Consider the following 20,200-nt stretch of genomic DNA (forward strand, 5'->3'; position numbering starts at 1 on the left):
TCAAGCAACGATGGACGCCGCAACGCACTGACATAGCATTCGACCATGCCGATCAACCTCACCGAGCTGCTGACGCCGATCAGCGAAGCGTCGCCGTGCGGCGACGATCTCCTGTTCTCCGCCGAATTCGACGCGATCCAGCACGCGCGCAAGTTCGACGATCCGTCGCTCGACCAGGGCGAGTGGATCACCGACATCAAGGAAGCGGACTGGGGCTTCGTCGTCGAGCAATCGAGCGCGCTGTTGCGCGAACGCACCAAGGACCTGCGGCTCGCGGTGTGGCTGACCGAGGCGCTCGCGCTCGAGGACGGCATCGGCGGGCTCACGCAGGGCTACGAGCTGCTGGCGAGCCTTTGCCGGCAATTCTGGGATCACGTGCATCCGCTGCCGGACGGCGACGACGCCGAATACCGGCTCGGCAACGTCGCGTGGCTCGCCGGGCGCACCGCCGATCTGCTGCGCGCGGTGCCGCTCACCGACGGCGCGTCGAACGCGTTCAGCGAGCTCGACTGGGACGTCGCGCAGCACGTCGTGCAGGCGATCCGGCGCGACCCCGAGCAGGCGGACGAGATCGCGCGCGGCAAGCCGTCGGTCGAGCAGATCGAGGCGTCCAAGCGGATGACGTCCGTCGCGTTCTATGCGCGCCTGCTCGGCGAGCTGAACGCGTTCCGGACGGCGCTCGACGCGCTCGAGCAGGAGCTCGACCAGCGCGCGGGCGAGGCGGCGCCGAGCTTCAGGCAGGCGCGCGACGCGTACGAAACGGTCTACCGGCTCGCCGAGCGCTTCGCGAAAGAGCAGGGCTACTCGGCCGACGCGCAGCCGCAGGCCGGCGCGCAGAATGCGCCGGGCGCGCCGCCCGAGCGCGCGGAGCCGAGCTTCAGGACGCCGCTTTCCCAGGAGGAGCACGTGCAGAGACATGCGCCGTCAGCGCCCGCGCCGATCGTGATCGCCGGCATTCAGAATCGCGCGCAGGCGGTCGAGCAACTGCGCGCGGTCGCGAAGTATTTCCGTGGGACGGAGCCGCACAGCCCGGTTGCGTATCTCGCCGACAAGGCCGCCGAGTGGGCGGACATGCCGCTGCATCAGTGGCTCGCGTCGGTCGTCAAGGACGACGGCTCGCTCGCGCACATTCGCGAGCTGCTCGGGCTGAAGCCGGACGACAACGCGTGAGCGCGGGCCGGCGCGCGAAAAGCCGGCCCGCAAAAGAAAAAGCGACGGGAGGCTCGAAAGGGCCGTCCGTCGCTTTTTCATTGTGCCGTGCCGCGTGCCGCGTGCCGCGTGCTGCCGTAACGCCCGTACCATCACATGGATCACATGGCGAGCGCTTCGCCCGCCGCCGTTCGCGCCCGCGCCGCTTACTGCCCCGCGCGGAATTCGATCCGGCGGTTGCGCGCGCGGCCGTCGCTCGTGTCGTTCGACGCGATCGGCTGATCGGGGCCGACGCCCGTCGTCGTCAGTTGCTGCGACGCGATGCCCTTCGTCACCAGGTAGCCCTTCACCGCGTCCGCGCGCGCCTGGCTGAGCGCGATGTTCGACGCGCGGTTGCCCGAGTTGTCGGTGTGGCCGATGATCTCGACCGTGCGGTTCGTCATCTTCGCGAGCGCGCTCGCCATCTGATCGAGGATCGCACGGCCCTGCGGCGTGAGCGTCGCGCTGCCGGTCTCGAACTCGATCGTGCGGTTCGCGAGCGTCTGGTCGAGCAGGCCCTGCTCGGATGCGCTCACGCGCAGCCCGTTCTTGATCGTGTAGGTCGGGTTCAGCGCGTTCGCCATGTCGCTCGCGAGCTGCTGACGCTGCGCCTCGTTGTGGACTTCGCCCTTCACGTCGATCTGCGTGCCGTCGATCTTCAGCTGTCCTTTGCTGATCTGTTTCAGTTGCGGGCCGATCAGCTTCTGCACGTTCGCGGACCAGTTCGGCGGCGTTGCGACGTCGCCGACTTCGATCTGGTCGACGACGTTCGCGGCGCCGTAGGCGTCGCGCAGGCGCTGCAGCACGGCGGCCTTCGTCGCTTCGTCGGCGACCTTGCCGCCCGCGACGACCTGACCCGGCGCCGCGTTCGCGGGCGGCGGCGACGACACGGTCGCGCCGCCGCCCGCGCCGCTTGCCGCGGCGATAGCGGGTGCGGCGAGCGGCGTCGATCGTACGGGCACGCCGCCCGCGTCGATCGGCGTGACGGTCGCGGGGCCGACGTTGTCGGCGAGCGCCGCGCCGTTGAGCGCGCCGCCGAGCATGAGCGCGGCGAGCGCGAGCCTGAAGCGGGAGGAGGCGAGCGGCTTCGTCATTGCGTCACGCTCCGATGAACGCTTCATGGAACGTGTCGATGCACACGCGCAGCGACAGTTGCGATTGTTCGAGATAACTGACGAGCTTGCTGATCCCATGGTCGTTTTGCGCATGTGCGTCGATCCATTCCGGATCGTCGATGTCGATGTTGTGTTCGGCGTAAGTCTGCGGATCGACCACGCTGTGCAGGGTTTTCGCGGATGCGCCGTTGAAGCCGATGATGAGCCGTTCGCGCTCGGCGATCGTGCCGATGAAGATCGCGAGCTCGAAGTCGGCGCGCGACACGAACGGCGCGACGAGCTCGAGCCAGAACGCGGCGACGAGGCTCCGGTAGAACGGATCGGTCGGCAGCGGCAGCGTGAGCCCGCGCTCGATGTGCGACGTGCCGCTTTGCATCACCGGGCGCAGCAGCGAGCCGAGCGCGAGCATCGCGCCGCGCAGCTTCACCGGGTGGCCGCTCGCGAGCAGCATCTGCTCGAGGCCGTACAGGGTCTGGTGCTCGACGAAATCGTTGAACGTGCCGTCGTGCGCGCTGCCGGGGCCGCCCGTGTCGATCGGAACCTGCGTGTCGCCGAGCACCTGCAGCGCGCCGGGCGGCTCCTGCGGGCCGAGGAGCGACTGCATCTGCGCGGCGGCGCGCGACCAGAGCCGCGCGAACGCGAGCGGGCTGCGCGCGAGGAACGTGAGCGGCCGCTCGACTTCGAGCGCCGTTGCCGCGAGGAACGGGAAGCGCCGGTTCGACGCGTCGTGACTCGCGATCATGTGGCCCGCGATCGCGAGCCGGCTCTTCGAGCCGAGGAACGCGAAGTGCATCGGCTTCGCGCTTTCGTAGACGATCTTCCAGCGCGGGTCGTCGGCGAGGAGTTCCATCGCGCGCGCGATCCAGTGGTCGAGCGTCTGCAGAAGCTGCGGATTGTGCGCGCTCTTGACGAAGTCGCCGCGCGACGGGATCTTGCCGAAGTACGCGATCTGAGCCTGGACCGTTTGCGTCATTGCGCCCCCTGTGCGTTCGATGCGGAAGCCGCCGCGACGGCGGCCTGCGGCGCCGCGGCCACGACGCCCGGGCCCGGCTGCGCGGCCGCGTTGGGCGCGCCGCCCGCGCTCGCGTCGGCGACCGACGACGGCAGGCGCAGGCCGCGCAGGCTCTGCTGCTGCGGCTGGTCGCCGCCGCCGCCCGTCGGCTGCGACGTGCTGATGATGCGCATCGTCACCGACACGCTGACGTTGCCTTGCGTCCACGTCAGATCGAACGTGCCGTCCGGGCGGCGCTTGCGCTGCGCCGAGTTGATCAGCTTCTCGAGGCCGTAGCGGCCCGGCTCGTTGACGAGCTGCACCGTGCGGCCGTCGAACGTCGTCGCGGACAGCGTCGCGCCGGGCGAGCCCTGCGGGTTCGGCCACACGAAGTTCGTCCATTGCGGCGGCGTGTTGCGGTAGCGCAGCTGCTGGCCGTCGATCGCGATCGTGTACTCGGTCGTGCCGCTGCTCGGCTGCGGCAACACCTGGAACACGGTCTGCGGCTCGGACGACGCGGCGGCGCTTGTTGCCGCGCCGCCCGCGAGCGGTGCGACCCAGCGCGCGAAGCCGTTCGTGAAGTCCGGCGTGAGCGCGAGGCCCATGTCGCCCCAGGTGCGCGCGGACAGCGTGTCGCCGCGGCGCACCGCGAGCGGTCCGAGCGTCGTGCCGACGAACTTCGCGATCGAGCCGTCGGGGCCGAACACCTGCGCGATTTCGCTCGCGCCCGCCTCGACCTTGGCGCCAGCGGCGAACGGATACTTGCTCGCGAGCGAGCCCTGGAACGGCTGGTAGACCTGCGCGTTCCACACCTTGTTCACCTCGACGCTCGCCGGCTGGATCACGACCGCGAACGCCTGCATCAGCGGGCGCACGAGCAGCGGGCGCAGCGACTTGCGTTGCGAATCGGTCAGGCCCGTCAGCATCTGCTCGTCGACGAACTTCAGCGAATCGGCGAGCTCCGAGCCGTTGCCGTCGAGCGTCTGCTGCATCAGCTGGCGCGCGCCGGGGCCGGGGTCGCCCTGGTTCTTGATCACGTTGAAGCGCGTGCGGACCTTCGACAGCGTATCCATGTAGCCCTTGAGCATCGACGTGCCGTCGTGCGTGGCGACGATCCGGCCGAGCCCGACGAACTCCTGGCCGATCGGGCCCATCGGCGCGTCGGCGGGATTGCCGTTGATGTCGACGTTCGCCGCGATCTGCCCGCCCGGTTGACGCGTGAACCACTGCTTGACCCAGTTCACGACGCCCGTCTGCGCCTTCTTGATCGTCGCGTTCGCGAGCGACGGGTTGTCCCACGACGTCTGGTCGTACGCGGTCTCGAGCACCTTGCGGATCGGCGAATCCTGCGGGTCGCCGAGCTTGTTCATCGCGTCCACCGCCTGCGTGAAGTTGCCGAAGCCCTGCACCGCGATGCCCTGCATGAACTTCTGCCAGTGCTGCGCGTACTCGGTCTTGTACATCGCCACGAGCGTCTTCTGAATCTGCTCGGGGCTGCCCTCGAGCGTGAGGTCGTCGGCCGTCGCGGTGTTCAGCACCCAGTCCTTCGCTTGCAGTTCCTTCGTCGCGGCGTCGCGGATCGCGGGCTGCACGTACTGGAACCACGCCTCGCGCGTGAACGTGCCGGGAATCGCGTAGCTGCCCGCGACGAGGCCCGTGTTGCCTTCGCCGACGATGCGCGCGATCGTCATCGGCGCGAAGCGGGTCGACGCGCGCGCCTTGATCTCTTCATACACGCGCTGGCGGGCCGGCATGCCGCGCACGACGCGGCGCAGGTTCTCGCGGGTCTGGTCGACGAGCGCGAGGTTCGCCTCGATCATCGGCCAGTCGTTGTCGGACACGCGCGACAGGTAGAACGTGATCATCCGCTCCGCGCTCTTGATCATCTCGTCGCGCGGCATGTTGCCGCGATTCGTCTCGAGCCAGCCGCGCCAGAAGCGCGCGACCTGGTCGGTCAGGTGCGCCTGCTCGACGTGCCGCTTGTCGGACAGCATCAGGTAGGTCTTCAGCGCGTTGTATGCGTCCTCGACGTTGGTCGGCGACGCGTCGTTGTAGAGCCCGCCTTGCTGCCGATTCTGCGCGACGGCGGAGGAGGGCGCCGCGCCCGGCGCGGCGGCGTTCGCCGACACCGCCATCGGGCCCGCCGGTGCCGCCCCCGCTCCCGCCTGAACGGCGCCGGATTCCGGCGCGCGCGTCATCGGCGCGAGCTGGTCCGGATGCGTATTCACGTCCTTCAGGAACGATGCGAGGTTGTCCGACACCGGGTTCAGCAGGATTTGCCGCACGCCGTTGTAGTACTCGGTCAGCAGGTGTTGCTCGAGCCGGTCGCCCTGATACAGGCCGAGCGATACGGACAATGGCTTGTCGCGGCGGAACTGCTCGAGCTGCTCGATCCGGTCTTCGAGAATGTCCATCGCCTGAAGGCGCGATTGCAGATCGTTGCGGTTCTGCTGCAAGCGGGTCACGTTGTCGAGATCGGCCTGCACGTTCGACACGAGCTGCTGGTTGCCGATCGTCGACCACGTCCAGCCGCCGAGCGCGAGCGCGAGCGCCGCGACGAAGCCGAAGAACGTCGCGTAGCGCATGCGCGTCTTCGTCGGGCTCGCGAATTGGCGCACCGTCTGGCGGTCCGCGAAGATCACCTTCGAGAACAGATCGCGCAGGAAGAAGCCGTTCTTCGAGAACGCGCTGTGCGGCTTCGGCAGGCTTTGCGCATCGAGGCCGAAGCGATTCGCGATCCGCTGCGCGGCGGCGCTGTTCGTTTCGCCTTCCTGCAACGCGCTCGTGAAGTAGAAGCCGCGGAAGATCGGCTTGTACTGGAACGGATTGTCCTCGAACAGCGTCGCGAGGAACGAGCGCAGCGCGGGCTTGATCGTCGAGAATTCGAGCGGGAAGCTCAGTTGGCCGGGCGAAAGCTTGTTGCCGCGGCTGAGCGACAGTTGCGCGACGCTGATCTCCTTGAGCCCTTCGTACAGTTCTTCGAAACGCTCGTCGAACAGCGCGACCACGTCGCGCTTCTCGTCGGGCTCGTACGGCAGGGTCGCGCCCCACACGCGGTCGTATTCCTGGCGGTCGCTGCTGCTGAAGAATTCGGTGAAGCCCGTGATCAGATCGGCCTTCGTGAACATCACGTAGACGGGCGCGAACACTTCGAGCTTCTCGGTGAGCTCCTGCACGCGCTGGCGCAGGTTCTTCGCGAGGTTGATCGCGAACTCGGGACGGTTGCCGGTCAGCTCGGCGATGCTCGCCGTCACGATGATCCCGTTGATCGGCGCCTTCGGACGATGGCGCTTCAGCAGATCGAGGAAACCGAGCCATTCGCTGCGGTCTTCCTCGTGCACCGAATAGCGGCCCGCTGTGTCGAGCAGAATGCCTTCCGTCGTGAAGAACCAGTCGCAGTTGCGCGTGCCGCCGATCCCGTGGATCACCGCGCTGTTCTTGTCCGCGAACGGAAACTGCAGCCCCGAATTGATGACGGCGCTGCTCTTGCCGGCGGCCGGATTGCCGATCACGATGTACCACGGCAGCTCGTACAGCGCCGAGCCGCCCGACACCTGGCCGATCTTCGACGTCTTGATCGTCTTCACCGTGTCGGAGAGGCGCAGGCGCAGCACGTCGAGATCGGCCGGCTTCGAGGGCTCGGCCGCGGCGGCGGACACCTTGCCCGTTTCGGCCTGCTGCTCGAGGATGTCGCCGAGCTGGCGGTTCGCGCGGCGCACGCGCGAGCGGCGCCAGAGCTTCGTCGCGAGCCACAGCGCGAGCGCGGCGGCGAACGCGGCGGCCGCCCACACGAAGCCGGTCTGTAGCGCATCGGCCGCGATGAACAGAACCGCCGCGAGCGCGGCGAAGCCGACGATCGTGAGCGTGCGAGGGTGAGTCAACACGTTGAGGAAGCGTTGCATAGGACGTTCAGGTTCCGGTGCGATTCAGATTCAATAAGGCGAATTAGGCGACGACGCGGTCCGCGTGCGCGCGCGGTGGGCGCATGCCGCGGCGACAAGCGTGACGGCTTCGAGTGACGTCACGTTGTCGCGAATGCATGTGGGGAGAGGAAAGGCCGCCGCAGCGAGGCCGGCGACGGCGCGTTCGTGCGCGGTGCGATCGTCGGCCGGCGCGCGCCGATCGAATGAATGCAGGATTGTGTTCCTGTCGCGATGTTCGGTTGCCCCATGCCGCCCTCATTATTTCCTGCTCGTCCTTTATCGAGCGGACGAGCGCCCGAGCTTGAAGCCGGGCTTATGGTATTCGACGTGTCCGAGGTCCATCATTTTCCATCGGCCACCCCAGGTCAAGCCAACCTCTTCGGCGACTTGTCCGTACAACTGATAGCCTCGCATGGCCCACGGATCTTTTTCCGAGATGACGAGCTTGCCGTCGCGCAGGAACGCGTTGTCGGCCGCCAGACCGTATTGGTGATAACTCTGGAACGCCGCCGCATTGGTGACGTTGCCGCCCATTTGCGCCAATCGGTTTTGCCGCTCGGGGCTGCGATAGCCTTCGAGCAGCGCCATTTCATAGCCGTATCGCTCGTGCATGATCTTGTAGGCGAGCAACAGGCGCGTTCTGAAATCGGTATCGAGCAAATTCCAATCGCGGCTTGCGTCCTTCAGCGCGGGCCGGACCTGCTCGACCTCGCGAGTGGCGAAGACTTCGGGCGGCAGCGGCAACGGCGGAACGAGCTGCTCGCCTTTTAAAAGCGCGGCAATTTTCTCGTCCGGCGCGCGTAAAGTGTCGTCGTATTGGAATAGTTGCCGACCGCGTAACGCGATAGCAATCAATGGAGGCGTCGCAAGAATACCTGTCGTGGTCGCAATCAGCAAGCGCCGCCGCACTAGTAAATTTTGCATGCCGCTTAAAGTCGAGCGCGACATTTTTGCCGATTGCTCGAGACGCGCGCGTGCACGGGCGGCGCGATCGGATGCGCGCCGGCTGATTCGGCCGTGGAATTGGGCGACCGAATCGAATACCGTTGCGCGCACTGCCGGTAATAACAGCAGCGCAGCGGCGAGGACGGCGACGGCGAAATATGCGACTAGAACGACGGCAATCAAAGAAAACCCCGGAATATGGAATCGATTGTAATTTGCAATGCTTGATCTTAGAATCAGGCCTGCTTCCGCGAAGGCCGGGACAATATTATTGCGGCGAATTAAACCAGGATTCAACGAGACACTGAATGAGCGCGCCGGACGATTCGAATTCGAAAGCCCCGCCTAGCCTGCTTTCCTCCGATGCCGGCAAAGAAAGCGGTGCGAACAACTCGCGTATTCTCGCGAATCTTGAAGGTCGCGTCTCCCCCCAGCCCGAAAACGCATCGCGTTCGCGCAAAGGCCCGATCGCGCTCGTCGCGCTCGCAGTCGTCGCCGTAGCCGGGTGGGGTGCATGGCGATTGCAGCAGTCTTCCACTGAACAAGGCGAAGTCGCGGCCGCCGCGTCGGCGCCCGTGGCGGCGGCCGCGCCAGCGAGCCATGCTGCGACCGCGAGCGTGGCGCAGATCGCGCAGGCATCGGCGCCGCAGCCCGCGACGATCGTCAACGACGACAGCGTCGCGAACGACGTGAAGCCGGCCGCGTCGGCGGCGGGCGAGAGCCGTTTGTCGCGCGCGCTCGCGAACGGCGCATCCGACGTGTCGGCGACCGAGGCTGCCGCAGGAGCGGCCACGGCCGCTGCCGCGATTGCGGCGGTGAAGCCGGCGAAGAGCGCCGAGAAGAGCACGCTGAAGAGCAGCACTGCGAAGCAAGATGCGGCGCACGCGAAGGCGGAGGCCGCGGCGCGCAAGCGTCGCGAGAAAGCGCAGGCCGTCGAAGCCGCGCAGGCGAAGAAGCCGCGACGCGAGGCCGTCGCGAAGAAAAGCGGGAAGAACGGGAAGGACGATCCGGATGCCGATCTGCTCGCCGCGCTCGTCGCGCGAACGAAGCCGGCCGATTCGGCGAAGCCGGCCGCCGACGCGGCGAAATCGAGCGCGAATGCGGCGACGAAAACGGTAGCGGCGGCGACGTCCGCATCGGCCGATGCGTCGCTCGCCGCGCGCGTGAAAGCGTGCGGCGAGCGCGGTTTCTTCGAGGATCAGCTTTGCCGCTGGCGCGTGTGCGAGAACCACTGGGGCAAGGACCCGGCGTGCCCGACCTCCGCGACGCAGAACCGTCAACCGTGATGCGCGCGTGACGTCCGGCGTGCTCGCGGCGACACGCATGTAATGTGCCGCGCGTCAGCCCGGAGCCCTGCGGCGGTTTTTCAATCTTTCGTTTTTCAAGATCGATGCCGAATCGCGGCGCGCGTCGTCGCGCTAGGCGATTCGTTCGGCAATCGTTTCGCCATCCTGATCATGCATGCGGCGGCATCGCGGCCGCGTTCGTTCAATGCGCGGACCACAAGCCGATGCTGCCGAGGCTCGCCGCGAGCTTGAGCCGCGCGGTGCGCCATTTCGATAGCGCCTGCACGCGCTGCTTCTGCGCGTCGGCGAGCGCTGTCTGCGCATTGAGCAGCTCCGTGAACGTGCCGACGCCCGCCTTGTAGCGGCCTCGCGCGATGTCGAGCGAGTGCTGCGCGTCGCCGAGCAGGTCCTTCGAGTTATCGAGATTCGCGGTGTCGGTCTGCAGGCTCTGATAGCTCTTCCACACGTCGAGCGATACGTTCAGCTCAGTGTTCTGCACGTCGGCTTCCTGCGCGTCGGCCTGTGCCTGGGCTGCCTCGACGCGGTAGCCGGACGCGAAACCCTCGAAGAGCGGGATCGTCACCTGCACGCCGATCATGCTGCCGTGACTTCCGGTGGTCTGGATACCGAACTGCTGCTGATATGAAGGACTGTTGCGACTGAGGCTGCCGGTCAACGAGATGGTCGGGCGGCCCTGCGCGCGCGCCGCGTCGACGTTCGCGCGCGCCGCGTCGAGCTTCGCGCGCGCGGCGACCAGCTTCGGGTGCTGCCGCTTCGCTTCGTCGATCAACTGCGCGACGCCTTCCGCGAATTCGTTGCGATTGACGGCCACCTCGGCGGGCGCGATTTGCAGCGGCGTGTTCGCGTCGAGCCCCATTGCAACGGCGAGCGTGCCTGTTGCGTTCTGCACGTCGCCTTCGGCGCTCACGCGATCGAGCACCGCGCGGCGGTAGCTCGTCTGCGCCTGCAACTGGTCGCTCAGCGTGCCCGCGCCGGCGTCGTGCTTCGCTTTGGATTCGGTGAGACTGTCCTGCGCCGCGCGTTCGATCGTGCGCGCCGCATCGACCGACGCCTGCGCGTCGCGCAGGGTGTAATACGCTTGCGCGGCGTTGAAGAGGATCGTCTGCAGCGTGTCGTCCTGCGTTGCATTGGCGGCGGCGAGCAGCTCGCGTGCTTGCCGCAGCGCCGCGCTGCGCTTGCCGAAATCGAACAGCACCCAGCTCAGGTTCAGCGCGCCGTAGCGGCTCGTTTGGGTTTGCCTTTGCGTATCGCTCGCGGTGATGGAGCCGAAATTCGCTTCATAAGTCGTCGATTGCCAGTTGCGCTGAACGCCGGCCGTTGCGTTCAGTGCCGGCAAATACGCGGCTTCCTTAACGCCGACCTGCGCGGCCTGCGCGCGCGCGTTCGCCCATGCCTGGCGCGCCTGCGGATTCGCGCAGATCGCCTGGAGCATCGCGTCTTCGAGTTCGATCGGACGGTTCGCCAGCTCGGGCTGGCACGTGGCGTTCTTCAGCATCGGCGCGGCGGGCGACGCCGACACGTTCTTTCGGGTTCCATAGATATCGAGCCACTGCGCGTGCGCCGCGTGCGACGCGAAGAGCGCGAATACGCCGGCCGTGACGAGGGTGCGTGCGGATTTCATCGCGATCATCGTCCCGTGACGGGTTGCGTTGCTGCCGGCGCGGGCGCCGCGGCCGGAGCCGATGCCGTCGCCGCAGCGGGTGCCGTGCCCGGAGCGGCCGCCGGCTTCGGCGCCGCGGCGAGCGCGGCCGTCGGCTTGTCGAGCGCGACCTTGCCCGCGTCGAGCATGATCACGCGCGACGCGGACGCGATCGTCTCCGGACGGTGCGCGACGATCACGCGCGTCATCTTCAGCGCGCTGACCGCGGCGTTCACCTGCCGTTCGCGCTGCAGATCGAGATGGCTCGTCGCCTCGTCGAGCACGAGAATCTTCGGGCGCTTGTAGAGCGCGCGCGCGAGCAGCACGCGCTGCTTCTGCCCGCCCGACAGCACCGTGCCCATGTCGCCGACGAGCGTGTTGTAGCCCATCGGCATCGCGACGATGTCCGCATGCACGGCGGCGAGCTGCGCGCATTCGGCGACCCACTTCGGATCGGCATCCGGATCGAAGAAGCTGATGTTGTCGGCGATCGAGCCCGCGAACAGCACGTCGTCCTGCAGCACGGTGCCGACGAGCGAGCGCAGCCGGTCGAGGCCGAGGCGCTCGACGTCGACGCCGCCGATCTTGATCTTGCCGCCCGTCGGCTCGAGGATGCCGAGCAGCACGTTGACGAGCGTCGTCTTGCCGCAGCCCGACGCGCCGATCAGCGCGACCGATTCGCCCGGCTCGATCTTCAGCGACACGCCGTTGAGCACGGTCGGCTCGCCTTCGGCGTAGCGGAACATGAGGCTGTCGGCTTCGATGCTGGCGCTGAGATTCTCCGCTTCGCCCGGCACGTGCCGCTCGCCCGCATCGGATTCGCCTTTCGCGAATACGATATCGGAGAGCCGCTCGCCCTGAAGCTGCAGCATCTTCACTTCGAAGAACTTGTCGATCAGGCTGCCGACGCGGCTGTCGAACTGCCCTTTGTATGCGTTGAACGCCATCAGCACGCCGACCGTGAATTCGCCGTCCATCACGAGGCGCGCGCCGAGCCAGATGATGACGAGCCCTTCGATGCCGAACAGCAGGCCGTTCAACTGCTGATACAGCAGTTGCAGTTTCTGCACGTGAAGGCCCGCGTTGATCTGCTCGACGAGCAGCGTGAGCCAGCTCGAACGGCGCTCGGTCTGGCGGTTGAACAGCTTGATCGTCTTCACGCCGCGCACCGTTTCGAGAAAGTGGCTCTGCTGCTTCGCGGTGTGAATGATCTGGTCCTCCGTCGCGCGGCGCAGCGGCCGATACCAGAGCCAGCGCAAGAGCGCATACAGCGCCATCGCGCCGAGCGCGACGAATGCGAGTGTGCGGCTGTAGACGAACATCATCGCGAGCGTGACGATCGTCATCAGCCCGTCGATCACCGCGGACAGGAACGACGTCGTCATCGTCTGCTGGATCGTGTCGATCGAGCCGAAGCGCGAGACGACGTCGCCGAGATGGCGGCGCTCGAAATACTGAACGGGCAGGCTCAGCAGGTGCGTGAACACGTTGGCGCGCCATTGCACGTTGAGCGTCGTGCCGAGATACATCAGCGCCCACGCGCGGATCGCGCTCGTCGCCTGCTGCATCAGCAGCAACAGGCCGAAGCCGAGCGCGAGCACGGTCAGCAGGTCGCGATCGGCGCTGACGATCACCTCGTCGATCACCCATTGCAGGAAAAACGGCGACACGAGCGTGAACACTTCGAGCGCGATCGCGAGCACGATGATCTGACCGAGCGAGCGCGACAGCCCGGACACGGGGCCGAGCAGTTGGCGCAGCTTCACGGCGGGCGACGCCTCGCGCGGCTTGAAGCTGCCCGTCGGCCACAGCTCGAGCGCGACGCCCGTGAACGAACGCGAGACTTCGTCGAGCGACAGCTTGCGCACGCCCTGCGCCGGATCGTGGATGATCACGTGCTTGCCGCTGACTTCCTTCAGCACCACGAAGTGGTTGAAATTCCAGTGCAGCACGCAGGGCACGCGCAGTTGGCCGAGCTGATCGAGTTCGAGCTTCAGCGCGCGCGTGCCGAGATCGAGGCGCTGCGCGATGTCGATCACGCGGCCGAGGCCCGCGCCTTTGAGCGACACGGGGAAGCGGCTGCGCATCGTCGCGAGGTCGACGTGATGGCCGTGAAAGCCGGCAACCATCGCGAGGCACGCGAGGCCGCATTCGGCGGCTTCGGTCTGCAGGAGCATCGGCAGTTTGCTGCCGACGCCGAACGAGAGACGATCGAGGAGTGACATAGGCTGGGATCGCGTCAGAGTTTGCCGGTCAGGCTGTAAAGAGGCTCGAGCACCCACTCGTACAGACGGCGGCGCTCTTGCAGGACGTCGGCTTGCAGCGCCATGCCGGCTTGCAGCGGCTGCGCTTTACCGTAGGCCGTCACGCTTTGCGACTTCAGCGCGACCGTGATCCGGTAGTACGTGCCGCTCGCCGTTTGCGCGGTGGGGCCGCCGCTCGTCGCGAGCTCGGCCGCCGACAGCGCCGTGCGCGCGATCGACACGACGCTCGCTTCGTACTGGCCGAACTTCTGATACGGGTACGCTTGATAGCGAACGAGCACGCGATCGCCGACATGAATGAAGCCGACCGCGGCGCTCGGCACGAACAGATACGCCTGCCAGTGCGCGTTCGTCGGCACGATGCTCGCGAGCGGGTGCGACGTGTCGGCCGTCTGGCCCGGCTCGGCGATCACCGCGGTCGCGGTGCCCGTTTCCGGTGCGGTGACGACGAACTCGCGCTTCGCTTCGCTTTCGATCAGCGTGCGATCGACGTCGATCACGCTGCGATCGATTTGCGACAACTGGTTCTGCTGCTTGAGCGACAGCCCCGACATATCGTTGAGCGCTTCCTTCAGCGTCTGCGCGGTGCTCGCGCGATCGCGCATCAGGCTGTTCAGCTTCGAACGCTGATCGAGCAGATCCGCCTGGCGCTGCTGCGCCTGATCCTTCGAGATATAGTCCTGCGCCAGCAGGCCGGCGTAGCGCGACGCCGCATCCGCCGCGATCGACGCGCGCGTGCGTTGCGCGGCAATCTGATCGTCGATGCCCGAGAGTTCCGCGCGCAGGCTCGCGATCTTCGATTGCAGCGTGTCGCGCTCGTCCTGCTGCAGCCTCCTGGTCTTGTCGAGCTCCTGCTGCAGCGATGTCTTGCGTTGCTGCGCCTGTTCGATGAGCGCCGCCTGAGTCTGCCCGGCGGCCGCGCTTTGCAGATCGGTGGACACCGTGTAGAGCACCTGTCCGCGCGTGACGTGCTGCCCCTCGACGACGTTCTTCTTCAACACGACGCCTGTCTGCTGCGCATAGACTTTGACGAGGCCCGTATCCGGCGTGAGCACGCCGTCAACCGTCGTGCGGCGCGTATAGGTGCCGAACGTGAAGAGAAGGATCACGCCGAGCGCCATGCTCGCGGCGGCGGTCGCGAGCACGGCGAACGTCACGGGGCGAATCAGCACGATCTCGCCGAGTGTCTGCGTGCGCTGCGCTTCCTGTGCGGCGGTACGAAAGAGTGGAGTATTGGGCGTCATGAAAGGACTGCCGAAAGTAGCGTGTAGGTCGGCGCGAAGTTGCGTCGCGGCGGCGTCATGCCGCTCGAGCGCCGCGGCAAATGGGCGTGCGTTTCGCGTCGAGTGGGCGGTTGCCGCGCGTGGTGGCTTCGAGTCGTGCTCGAGTCGGGTCGTGCATGTCTAGCTCGTCATGGATGTCGTCACGATCTCGCGGCGAACGAAGCCGCAAAGCGATGCGGTGCTCGGCGTGACATCGGCGAATCGTCCGCAGCGGTCGCTCGCTGAAGCGCGCGGCCCTGGCCTCGGATGCGGGCGATTCGAAATTCGGTGGCGTCGCATCAGAAGTTATCGGAGCGGGGCCGAACAGGAAAGCGCGTTGGCCTACGTTTTGACCATCTTTGAAGTCTTTCCCCCAACGTGCGCGATGATTCGAGCGGATGGGCGATGGGAGGGGCGGGTGCGATTGCCGTTGGCTGCGGATCGCGTGTGCGTTGCGCGTGACGTATCGCGCCGGGCGCGATGTGAGGGCGTTCGGACTGCGTGCCCGGTGACGGGACCGGGCACGCACTAAGCATGACTAATCAAGTGGTCGACGACTGTGAATCGTTCGTCGTCGTCGCTTCGATAGTCGTCGCGTCGAGACGCGATCAGCTGCCCGTCAGCACGCCTTGGATGATGCCGACCGTGCTGGTCAGCGCGCCGGCGATGCCGTCGACCGTGTGCGTCAGGATCGCGCCTGCGCTGTCCGTCAGGTTCCCACCGAAGTTGTAGGCCGACTGACCGAGCAGCAGCACTTCGTTGCCGATGGCGCTGACCAGGTTGGTCAGCAGCGATGCGCCGCCGACCATGGCGATTTCTTGGTGATTGAGTTCTTGCATTGTGAATCTCCGAATGATGTGCAGGTGGCTAGAAAATCCATCGAGCGGCCGAGAGAAGGAGAGAAGTGTCCGTCGGCGCTCAATTGATCATCGGTGCGCCGCTATTACGCGGACGGGCCGGTGATGATGCTCGCGATGTTGGCGAGCGTGCCGCCGACGAGCGTTTCGCCGATCTGGACCACGCCCGTCGCGAAGCCAACGAGATCGTTCGTCAGGTTTGCGCCGAGGTCGTACAGCGCGCCGCCGTAAGCGCCGATCAGGCCCGTGAGGCCGCCGATCAGGCCGCCGCCCACCGTTGCGCCGCCGACGAGATCGATCTCTTGTTGGTTGAGTTCTTGCATTGCTTTTCTCCAAGTAATTGCCAGATGGCCCATCTGGCGGGGCAGATCTGCGACGCCGTTCGTGAAGCGCTGCAAATCAATCCGGTCTTCGACCATCGCTCGTCGCGGCGAGCGGATCGATGCATCGTGCACCGATCCGCTCGCGACGCCCGATGGTCGACTCATCTTCGTATCCGGCGCATCGTCGACGCAGGTCGCGATGCGCCTAACGCCTGACCCACGCTGTCTTCCCATGCCTTCGTCATCAGTCGGCCCCCGAACATGCTCTTGGATGAATAGCAACGTTCGTTCGTCGTCGAGCATTGCAGGTCGATCGTCGACGAACGGCGCCGAGCCGGAGGCAACGCGTATCGACCGGTTGCGACGCGGCCGTCGTGCGGCACGTCGCGCGGGATCGAACGAATGCGGTTGCGCAGGTTCAGCGGATTCGCTACGACACGGCGGCATGTTTCGATGCTCGCGTGGTCGTGGGGCAATTATCAAAGTTCGGTTTGATCTGTTAAGTTCGCTAGCGTACTCATCAACGCGGTGCGCTCGGCGGTTTAATCGTTGTTTAAAGCAGGTCAAAAAACACGATGAACGAGTTTTACCGATCGAACGATTCGAGATTACGCGCGGATGAAGTTGCGAGACCGGCATCGGAGCGTCGAGCGTGCGATCCGTGCGGAGCGGCGTCGCTCGGCATCGCCGCGTGTCAGGGCCGTGACGCGTGCGTAGAGGGGTTATTCGAGCGAGTGGCCGATAGGGTGGCGGGGAGATTCGATTCACCCGTCGCAAGAATAATTGTTAAATATTTTAAAATAAGATCGTATTCCGAAAATAGGCGAGCGCCGAGTCGATTCGTATTCGCGCGACGCGCGCATCGGTTTTGTTTCGGCATGCCGCTCGAGCGTCGATTTTGACGAAATGGCGAAGATAAAAAACGGGCCTCCGATCGGAGGCCCGCATGGCGCACATTGCGTCGTGCGCCGCCGCTTCGCGGTTGCCGTCGCCGCGTGCTGCGCGGCGACGGGCGATGCAGGCGGCGACGTTCGCGTTCGGCTTATTGCGTCCGTTGTTGCCGCGGCGTGAACTCGCCCTGGTAACGCAACTGCGGACGTTCCTTCGGCGTCTCGAAGATCGACGGCACTTGACGCAGCTTCATCGCGGCCGGCGAGTTGATCGACGAGATGCTCGTCTCGCGCGACGGCGGCGCGAGATTCGACGCGACGAGCAGCGCGGCCTCGCTCTTCAGGTTCAGGAGCAGCACCGGGTCCGTCGACGCGTTGATTTGCGTGAGGAGTGCGCTCCATGCGGCGTCGCTGTAGTTCGTCACGTAGTAGTCGAACCCGCTCGGATTTGCGACGACGGCCGAGCAGCCGTCGAGGCGGATCTGCGTTTGCGTATCCTTCAGCGCGAGCGTCTTGCGATTGACGAGGCCGTTGCCGTAACCGAGCGTCACGGGAATCGTCCATTGCGCGCCCGGATACTTGTTCTTGTTCGGGAACGGCGACTGCTTGAGCGTCACGACGTTCTGGTTCTTCGTCAGATCGCACTGCGTATCGAGCGTCAGGAGCGGCACGCCGGTCTGACGCACGAAGCTGTCGCCGATCGGCCCGACCTGCTGCCCGCTCGCCGCGGAGAGCGTGTCCCACAGACGCTTCGGCGTGCCGTTGCCGAACGCGTAGTCGTTCAGGTATTGCTGAAGGCCCTTGCGCAGCGTCTCTTCTCCGAGATAGCCCTCGAGCATCTTCAGCACCATGCCGCCCTTGTTATAGACGAACGAACTCGCGCTCACGACGAAATCGTTCGACGCCCAGCCGTTGAAATTCGGCTGAATCGGGAACGCGTCCTGGCTGATGTCCTTGTTGATCACGCGATACTTGGAGCGGATGTGGTCGAGCCAGTTGAACTCGTCCGGGAAGAACTGGATCGTCGTCTTCGTTTCGAAGAAGCGCGCGAACGATTCGTTCAGCCAAACGTCGTCCCACCAGTCGGTCGTCACGAGATCGCCGAACCATTGGTGAGCGACTTCGTGCGTGAGCACCTGGTTGCCGTAGCGCGACATCGGCTTGCCCGGTTCGGGCAGGATGTCGTCGGCGAACTCGAGAATCGAGCCCCAGTTCTCCATGCCGCCGAAATTCAGGCCCTTCTGGTCCTTGAAGGCGTCGTTCGCCGCGACCGTGTCGAACTTCTTGAGCGGCAGCGGGATGCCGGTGTAACGATAGTAGTAATCGAGCGCCTGCTTCGTGCGTTGCATCGCGGGGCGCGCCCATTCGCGCATGCCGGGCGGCGTGAAGATGCGCAGATGCAGGCCGCGGCCGTCAGGCAGCGGGCTCGAGAAGTCGTCTTCGAGCACGTCGAACAGGCCGCCGCCGAAGAACACCAGATATGACGGCATCGGCGGCGTCTTCTCGAACGACACCAGCTTGTAGCCGCCGCCGACGTTCACCGCCGGCAATTCGGCCGCGTTCGACACGACGCGCCAGGCCTGCGGCACCTCGGCCGTCACTTCATAGGTCGGACGGAACGCGGGCTCGTCCCAGCCCGGGAACCATTGGCGCGACAGGTTCGTTTCGCCTTGCGTGAGGATCGCGCCGCTCGTCGTGCCGTCGGTGCTCTTCAGATCGACGCGGAAGATCCCTTCCGCCGCCGAGCAGCCCGGATACGGATCATTGCCGCAGCTGCCGCCCGTGTGGTTGACGGGGTCGTCGTACGACTTGAAGTTGATGATCCCTTGCCACTCCATGTGCAGCGAATAGTTGCCCGGGGCGATCTGGCCGCTCGCGGGGCGCAACTGATAGAAGTCGCCCTTGTCCTGCGGCGTCGCGATCAGTTGCACGTTGCCGGGCTGCAGCGTGATCCTGCCGTTCGCGAACTGGATCCGGTGGCCCGCGACGACGATCGCGTTGACGGGCTTGAGCACCTTGATCTCGACGTCCGCGCGGCCGTTGAACTGGTTCAGGTCCGCGTTCGGGCGGAACCATAGCTTGTAGTTGACGGGCACGACGGTGTCGGGCATTTCGACGGGCTTCGTGCTCTTGTCGACCGCGGCGGCGGGCGCCGTCGCGTTGCCGTTCGCGCTGTTGGCGCCGTTCGACGGGCTGTGCGCGGCGCCGAGCGACACGGCCGAGCCGGTGCCGCCGTCGTCGCCGCCGCAGGCGGCCAGCGCGAGCGCACCGAGCAGGGACAGATATCGCAATCTACGATTGTTTATCCACATACTGAACCTCGAATTGAAAAGATAATCATTCGGTCCTGCATGAATTCGACGGGCAATAGTTCGCCTTCGCCGTCAATCGACAGCGAAATGAATTACCCCGGTTATATTCGGAAAGATTGCTGCGTGCTTACGTGAAAGTAATCATGGTTGGGTGCCCCCTTCGGATTCTGGTTTGTGAAGAATGGCCGGTGCGGCGGGAAACGCTTGCCGGCGGCTTTCGTCGCCCGTACGACCCCGCTCGGCCGGGCGAGGCGGGCTTTTCCGCCTCCAGGCGGAACGTCAGCTTCGTCATGCGGCTTTAAGGAATGTCAGGCGATTCGAAAGATTGCTCAATATACTTGATGGATTAACGTAAAGGAATCAAAAAAAATTTGATGGGAAGTGGTTTTTCGATTCCTTCTTCTAATTCCGTTTTTGGAATGTTTAATCCTCAAATAAAGCTAATTGAGTATTCGTAGTGCGCGGCCGGAAGGCGCGGAAAGTCGATCGAAGGACTACGAAAGATGAGCGTTGCGCATCGGGGGCGGCGCGGGCGGTTCGGCGGTCGTCGAGCCGCCGCTGGTTACAATGGCCGCGCCCGTGTCTTGCCCCGAGGAGTTGCCGTCGATGCATGCCTTGCACCGTTCCCACTCGTTCGTTGGTCGATTGTTCGCCGCATTCGTCGTGCTGCTCGCGCTCGGCGGCTGCGCGGCGTTGACCGCGCGTGATCCGGTGCGCGTGAGCGTCGTCGGTATCGAGCCGCTCGTCGGGCAGGGGCTCGAAATGCGCTTCGACGTGAAGCTGCGGCTCCAGAATCCGAACGATGCGCCGATCGACTACGACGGCGTCGCGCTCGATCTCGAGCTGAACGGCAGGCCGTTCGCGAGCGGCGTGAGCGACGTGCGCGGGACGGTGCCGCGTTTCGGCGAACAGGTGCTGAGCGTGCCCGTCACGGTGTCCGCGTTTGCGGCCGCGCGGCAGGCGTTCGGGCTCGCTGACGTGACGGAATCGGGCAAGCTGCCCTACGTGCTGCGCGGCAAGCTCGCCGGTGGAATGTTCGGCAGCGTGCGTTTCACCGATTCGGGCACGCTCGCCTTGCCCGCATCGTCGGGCGGTTACGGGCGCGGCTATTGAAATTGGATGCGAAGTGCGAGAGTCGCGGGCGATTGAGCGCGGGCACGCATCGATTGCCGTGCGCGTGAGAG

Annotated in this window: 13 protein-coding genes; 3 read left to right on the top strand and 10 right to left on the bottom strand. The window is 65.7% G+C overall.

The genetic code is table 11. The features are described 5' to 3' along the window. Window positions 1–45 precede the first annotated feature (45 nt). The gene (tssA, locus tag WS78_RS01445; protein WP_059581624.1) at window positions 46–1,170 is read left to right on the top strand and encodes a type VI secretion system protein TssA; all 1,125 of its coding nucleotides are present in this window, start codon (window positions 46–48) and stop codon (window positions 1,168–1,170) included. Between the two features lie 185 nt (window positions 1,171–1,355). On the opposite strand, the gene WS78_RS01450 is transcribed toward tssA, so the two are convergent. The 4 genes from WS78_RS01450 to WS78_RS01465 all read right to left on the bottom strand — a co-directional run bounded on the left by WS78_RS01450 (window position 1,356) and on the right by WS78_RS01465 (window position 8,345). Then, a complete protein-coding gene (locus tag WS78_RS01450) occupies window positions 1,356–2,282 on the bottom strand; it encodes an OmpA family protein (protein WP_038746397.1) in 927 nt (308 codons plus the stop codon). A 4-nt stretch (window positions 2,283–2,286) separates the two neighbouring features. After that, the gene (gene tagF / locus WS78_RS01455) at window positions 2,287–3,276 is read right to left on the bottom strand and encodes a type VI secretion system-associated protein TagF (protein WP_059581619.1); all 990 of its coding nucleotides are present in this window, start codon (window positions 3,274–3,276) and stop codon (window positions 2,287–2,289) included. After that, window positions 3,273–7,196: a type VI secretion system membrane subunit TssM gene (tssM, locus tag WS78_RS01460; protein ID WP_038746402.1), complete on the bottom strand. Its 3,924-nt coding sequence runs from the start codon at window positions 7,194–7,196 to the stop codon at window positions 3,273–3,275. The genes tagF and tssM overlap by 4 nt, the downstream gene beginning before the upstream one ends. Window positions 7,197–7,493: 297 nt before the next feature. Continuing rightward, window positions 7,494–8,345: a M15 family metallopeptidase gene (locus tag WS78_RS01465; RefSeq protein WP_059581615.1), complete on the bottom strand. Its 852-nt coding sequence runs from the start codon at window positions 8,343–8,345 to the stop codon at window positions 7,494–7,496. A gap of 125 nt (window positions 8,346–8,470) precedes the next feature. Between WS78_RS01465 and WS78_RS01470 the strand changes: the two genes are divergently transcribed. After that, window positions 8,471–9,448, top strand: coding sequence for a hypothetical protein (locus WS78_RS01470; RefSeq protein WP_038746408.1), 978 nt, complete (start codon window positions 8,471–8,473; stop codon window positions 9,446–9,448). Between the two features lie 202 nt (window positions 9,449–9,650). Here WS78_RS01470 and WS78_RS01475 read toward each other — a convergent pair whose 3' ends face one another. From WS78_RS01475 to WS78_RS01520, 6 genes are all read right to left on the bottom strand, one after another. Then, complete coding sequence (locus WS78_RS01475; RefSeq protein WP_059581611.1) at window positions 9,651–11,099, bottom strand: TolC family protein; 1,449 nt, start codon at window positions 11,097–11,099, stop codon at window positions 9,651–9,653. Then, window positions 11,096–13,333: a peptidase domain-containing ABC transporter gene (locus WS78_RS01480; RefSeq protein WP_059581608.1), complete on the bottom strand. Its 2,238-nt coding sequence runs from the start codon at window positions 13,331–13,333 to the stop codon at window positions 11,096–11,098. Before WS78_RS01480 ends, WS78_RS01475 begins: the two co-directional genes overlap by 4 nt. A 14-nt stretch (window positions 13,334–13,347) precedes the next feature. After that, the gene (locus WS78_RS01485; protein ID WP_038746416.1) at window positions 13,348–14,616 is read right to left on the bottom strand and encodes an HlyD family secretion protein; all 1,269 of its coding nucleotides are present in this window, start codon (window positions 14,614–14,616) and stop codon (window positions 13,348–13,350) included. Between the two features lie 626 nt (window positions 14,617–15,242). Next, window positions 15,243–15,473, bottom strand: coding sequence for a hypothetical protein (locus WS78_RS01500; protein ID WP_059581603.1), 231 nt, complete (start codon window positions 15,471–15,473; stop codon window positions 15,243–15,245). A 104-nt stretch (window positions 15,474–15,577) separates the two neighbouring features. Next, the gene (locus WS78_RS01505; protein WP_038746422.1) at window positions 15,578–15,814 is read right to left on the bottom strand and encodes a hypothetical protein; all 237 of its coding nucleotides are present in this window, start codon (window positions 15,812–15,814) and stop codon (window positions 15,578–15,580) included. 1,042 nt (window positions 15,815–16,856) lie between these two features. Further along, window positions 16,857–19,016 (bottom strand): M1 family metallopeptidase, encoded by a 2,160-nt coding sequence (locus WS78_RS01520; protein ID WP_059581600.1) that lies wholly within the window; start codon window positions 19,014–19,016, stop codon window positions 16,857–16,859. 606 nt (window positions 19,017–19,622) lie between these two features. On the opposite strand from WS78_RS01520, the gene WS78_RS01530 reads away from it, so the two are divergent. Then, window positions 19,623–20,129 carry an LEA type 2 family protein gene (locus WS78_RS01530; protein ID WP_038746544.1) on the top strand — a complete coding sequence of 169 codons (507 nt, stop codon included), beginning with the start codon at window positions 19,623–19,625 and terminating at the stop codon, window positions 20,127–20,129. Window positions 20,130–20,200 lie beyond the last annotated feature (71 nt).

The organism is Burkholderia savannae (genome assembly GCF_001524445.2).
GTDB lineage: Bacteria > Pseudomonadota > Gammaproteobacteria > Burkholderiales > Burkholderiaceae > Burkholderia > Burkholderia savannae.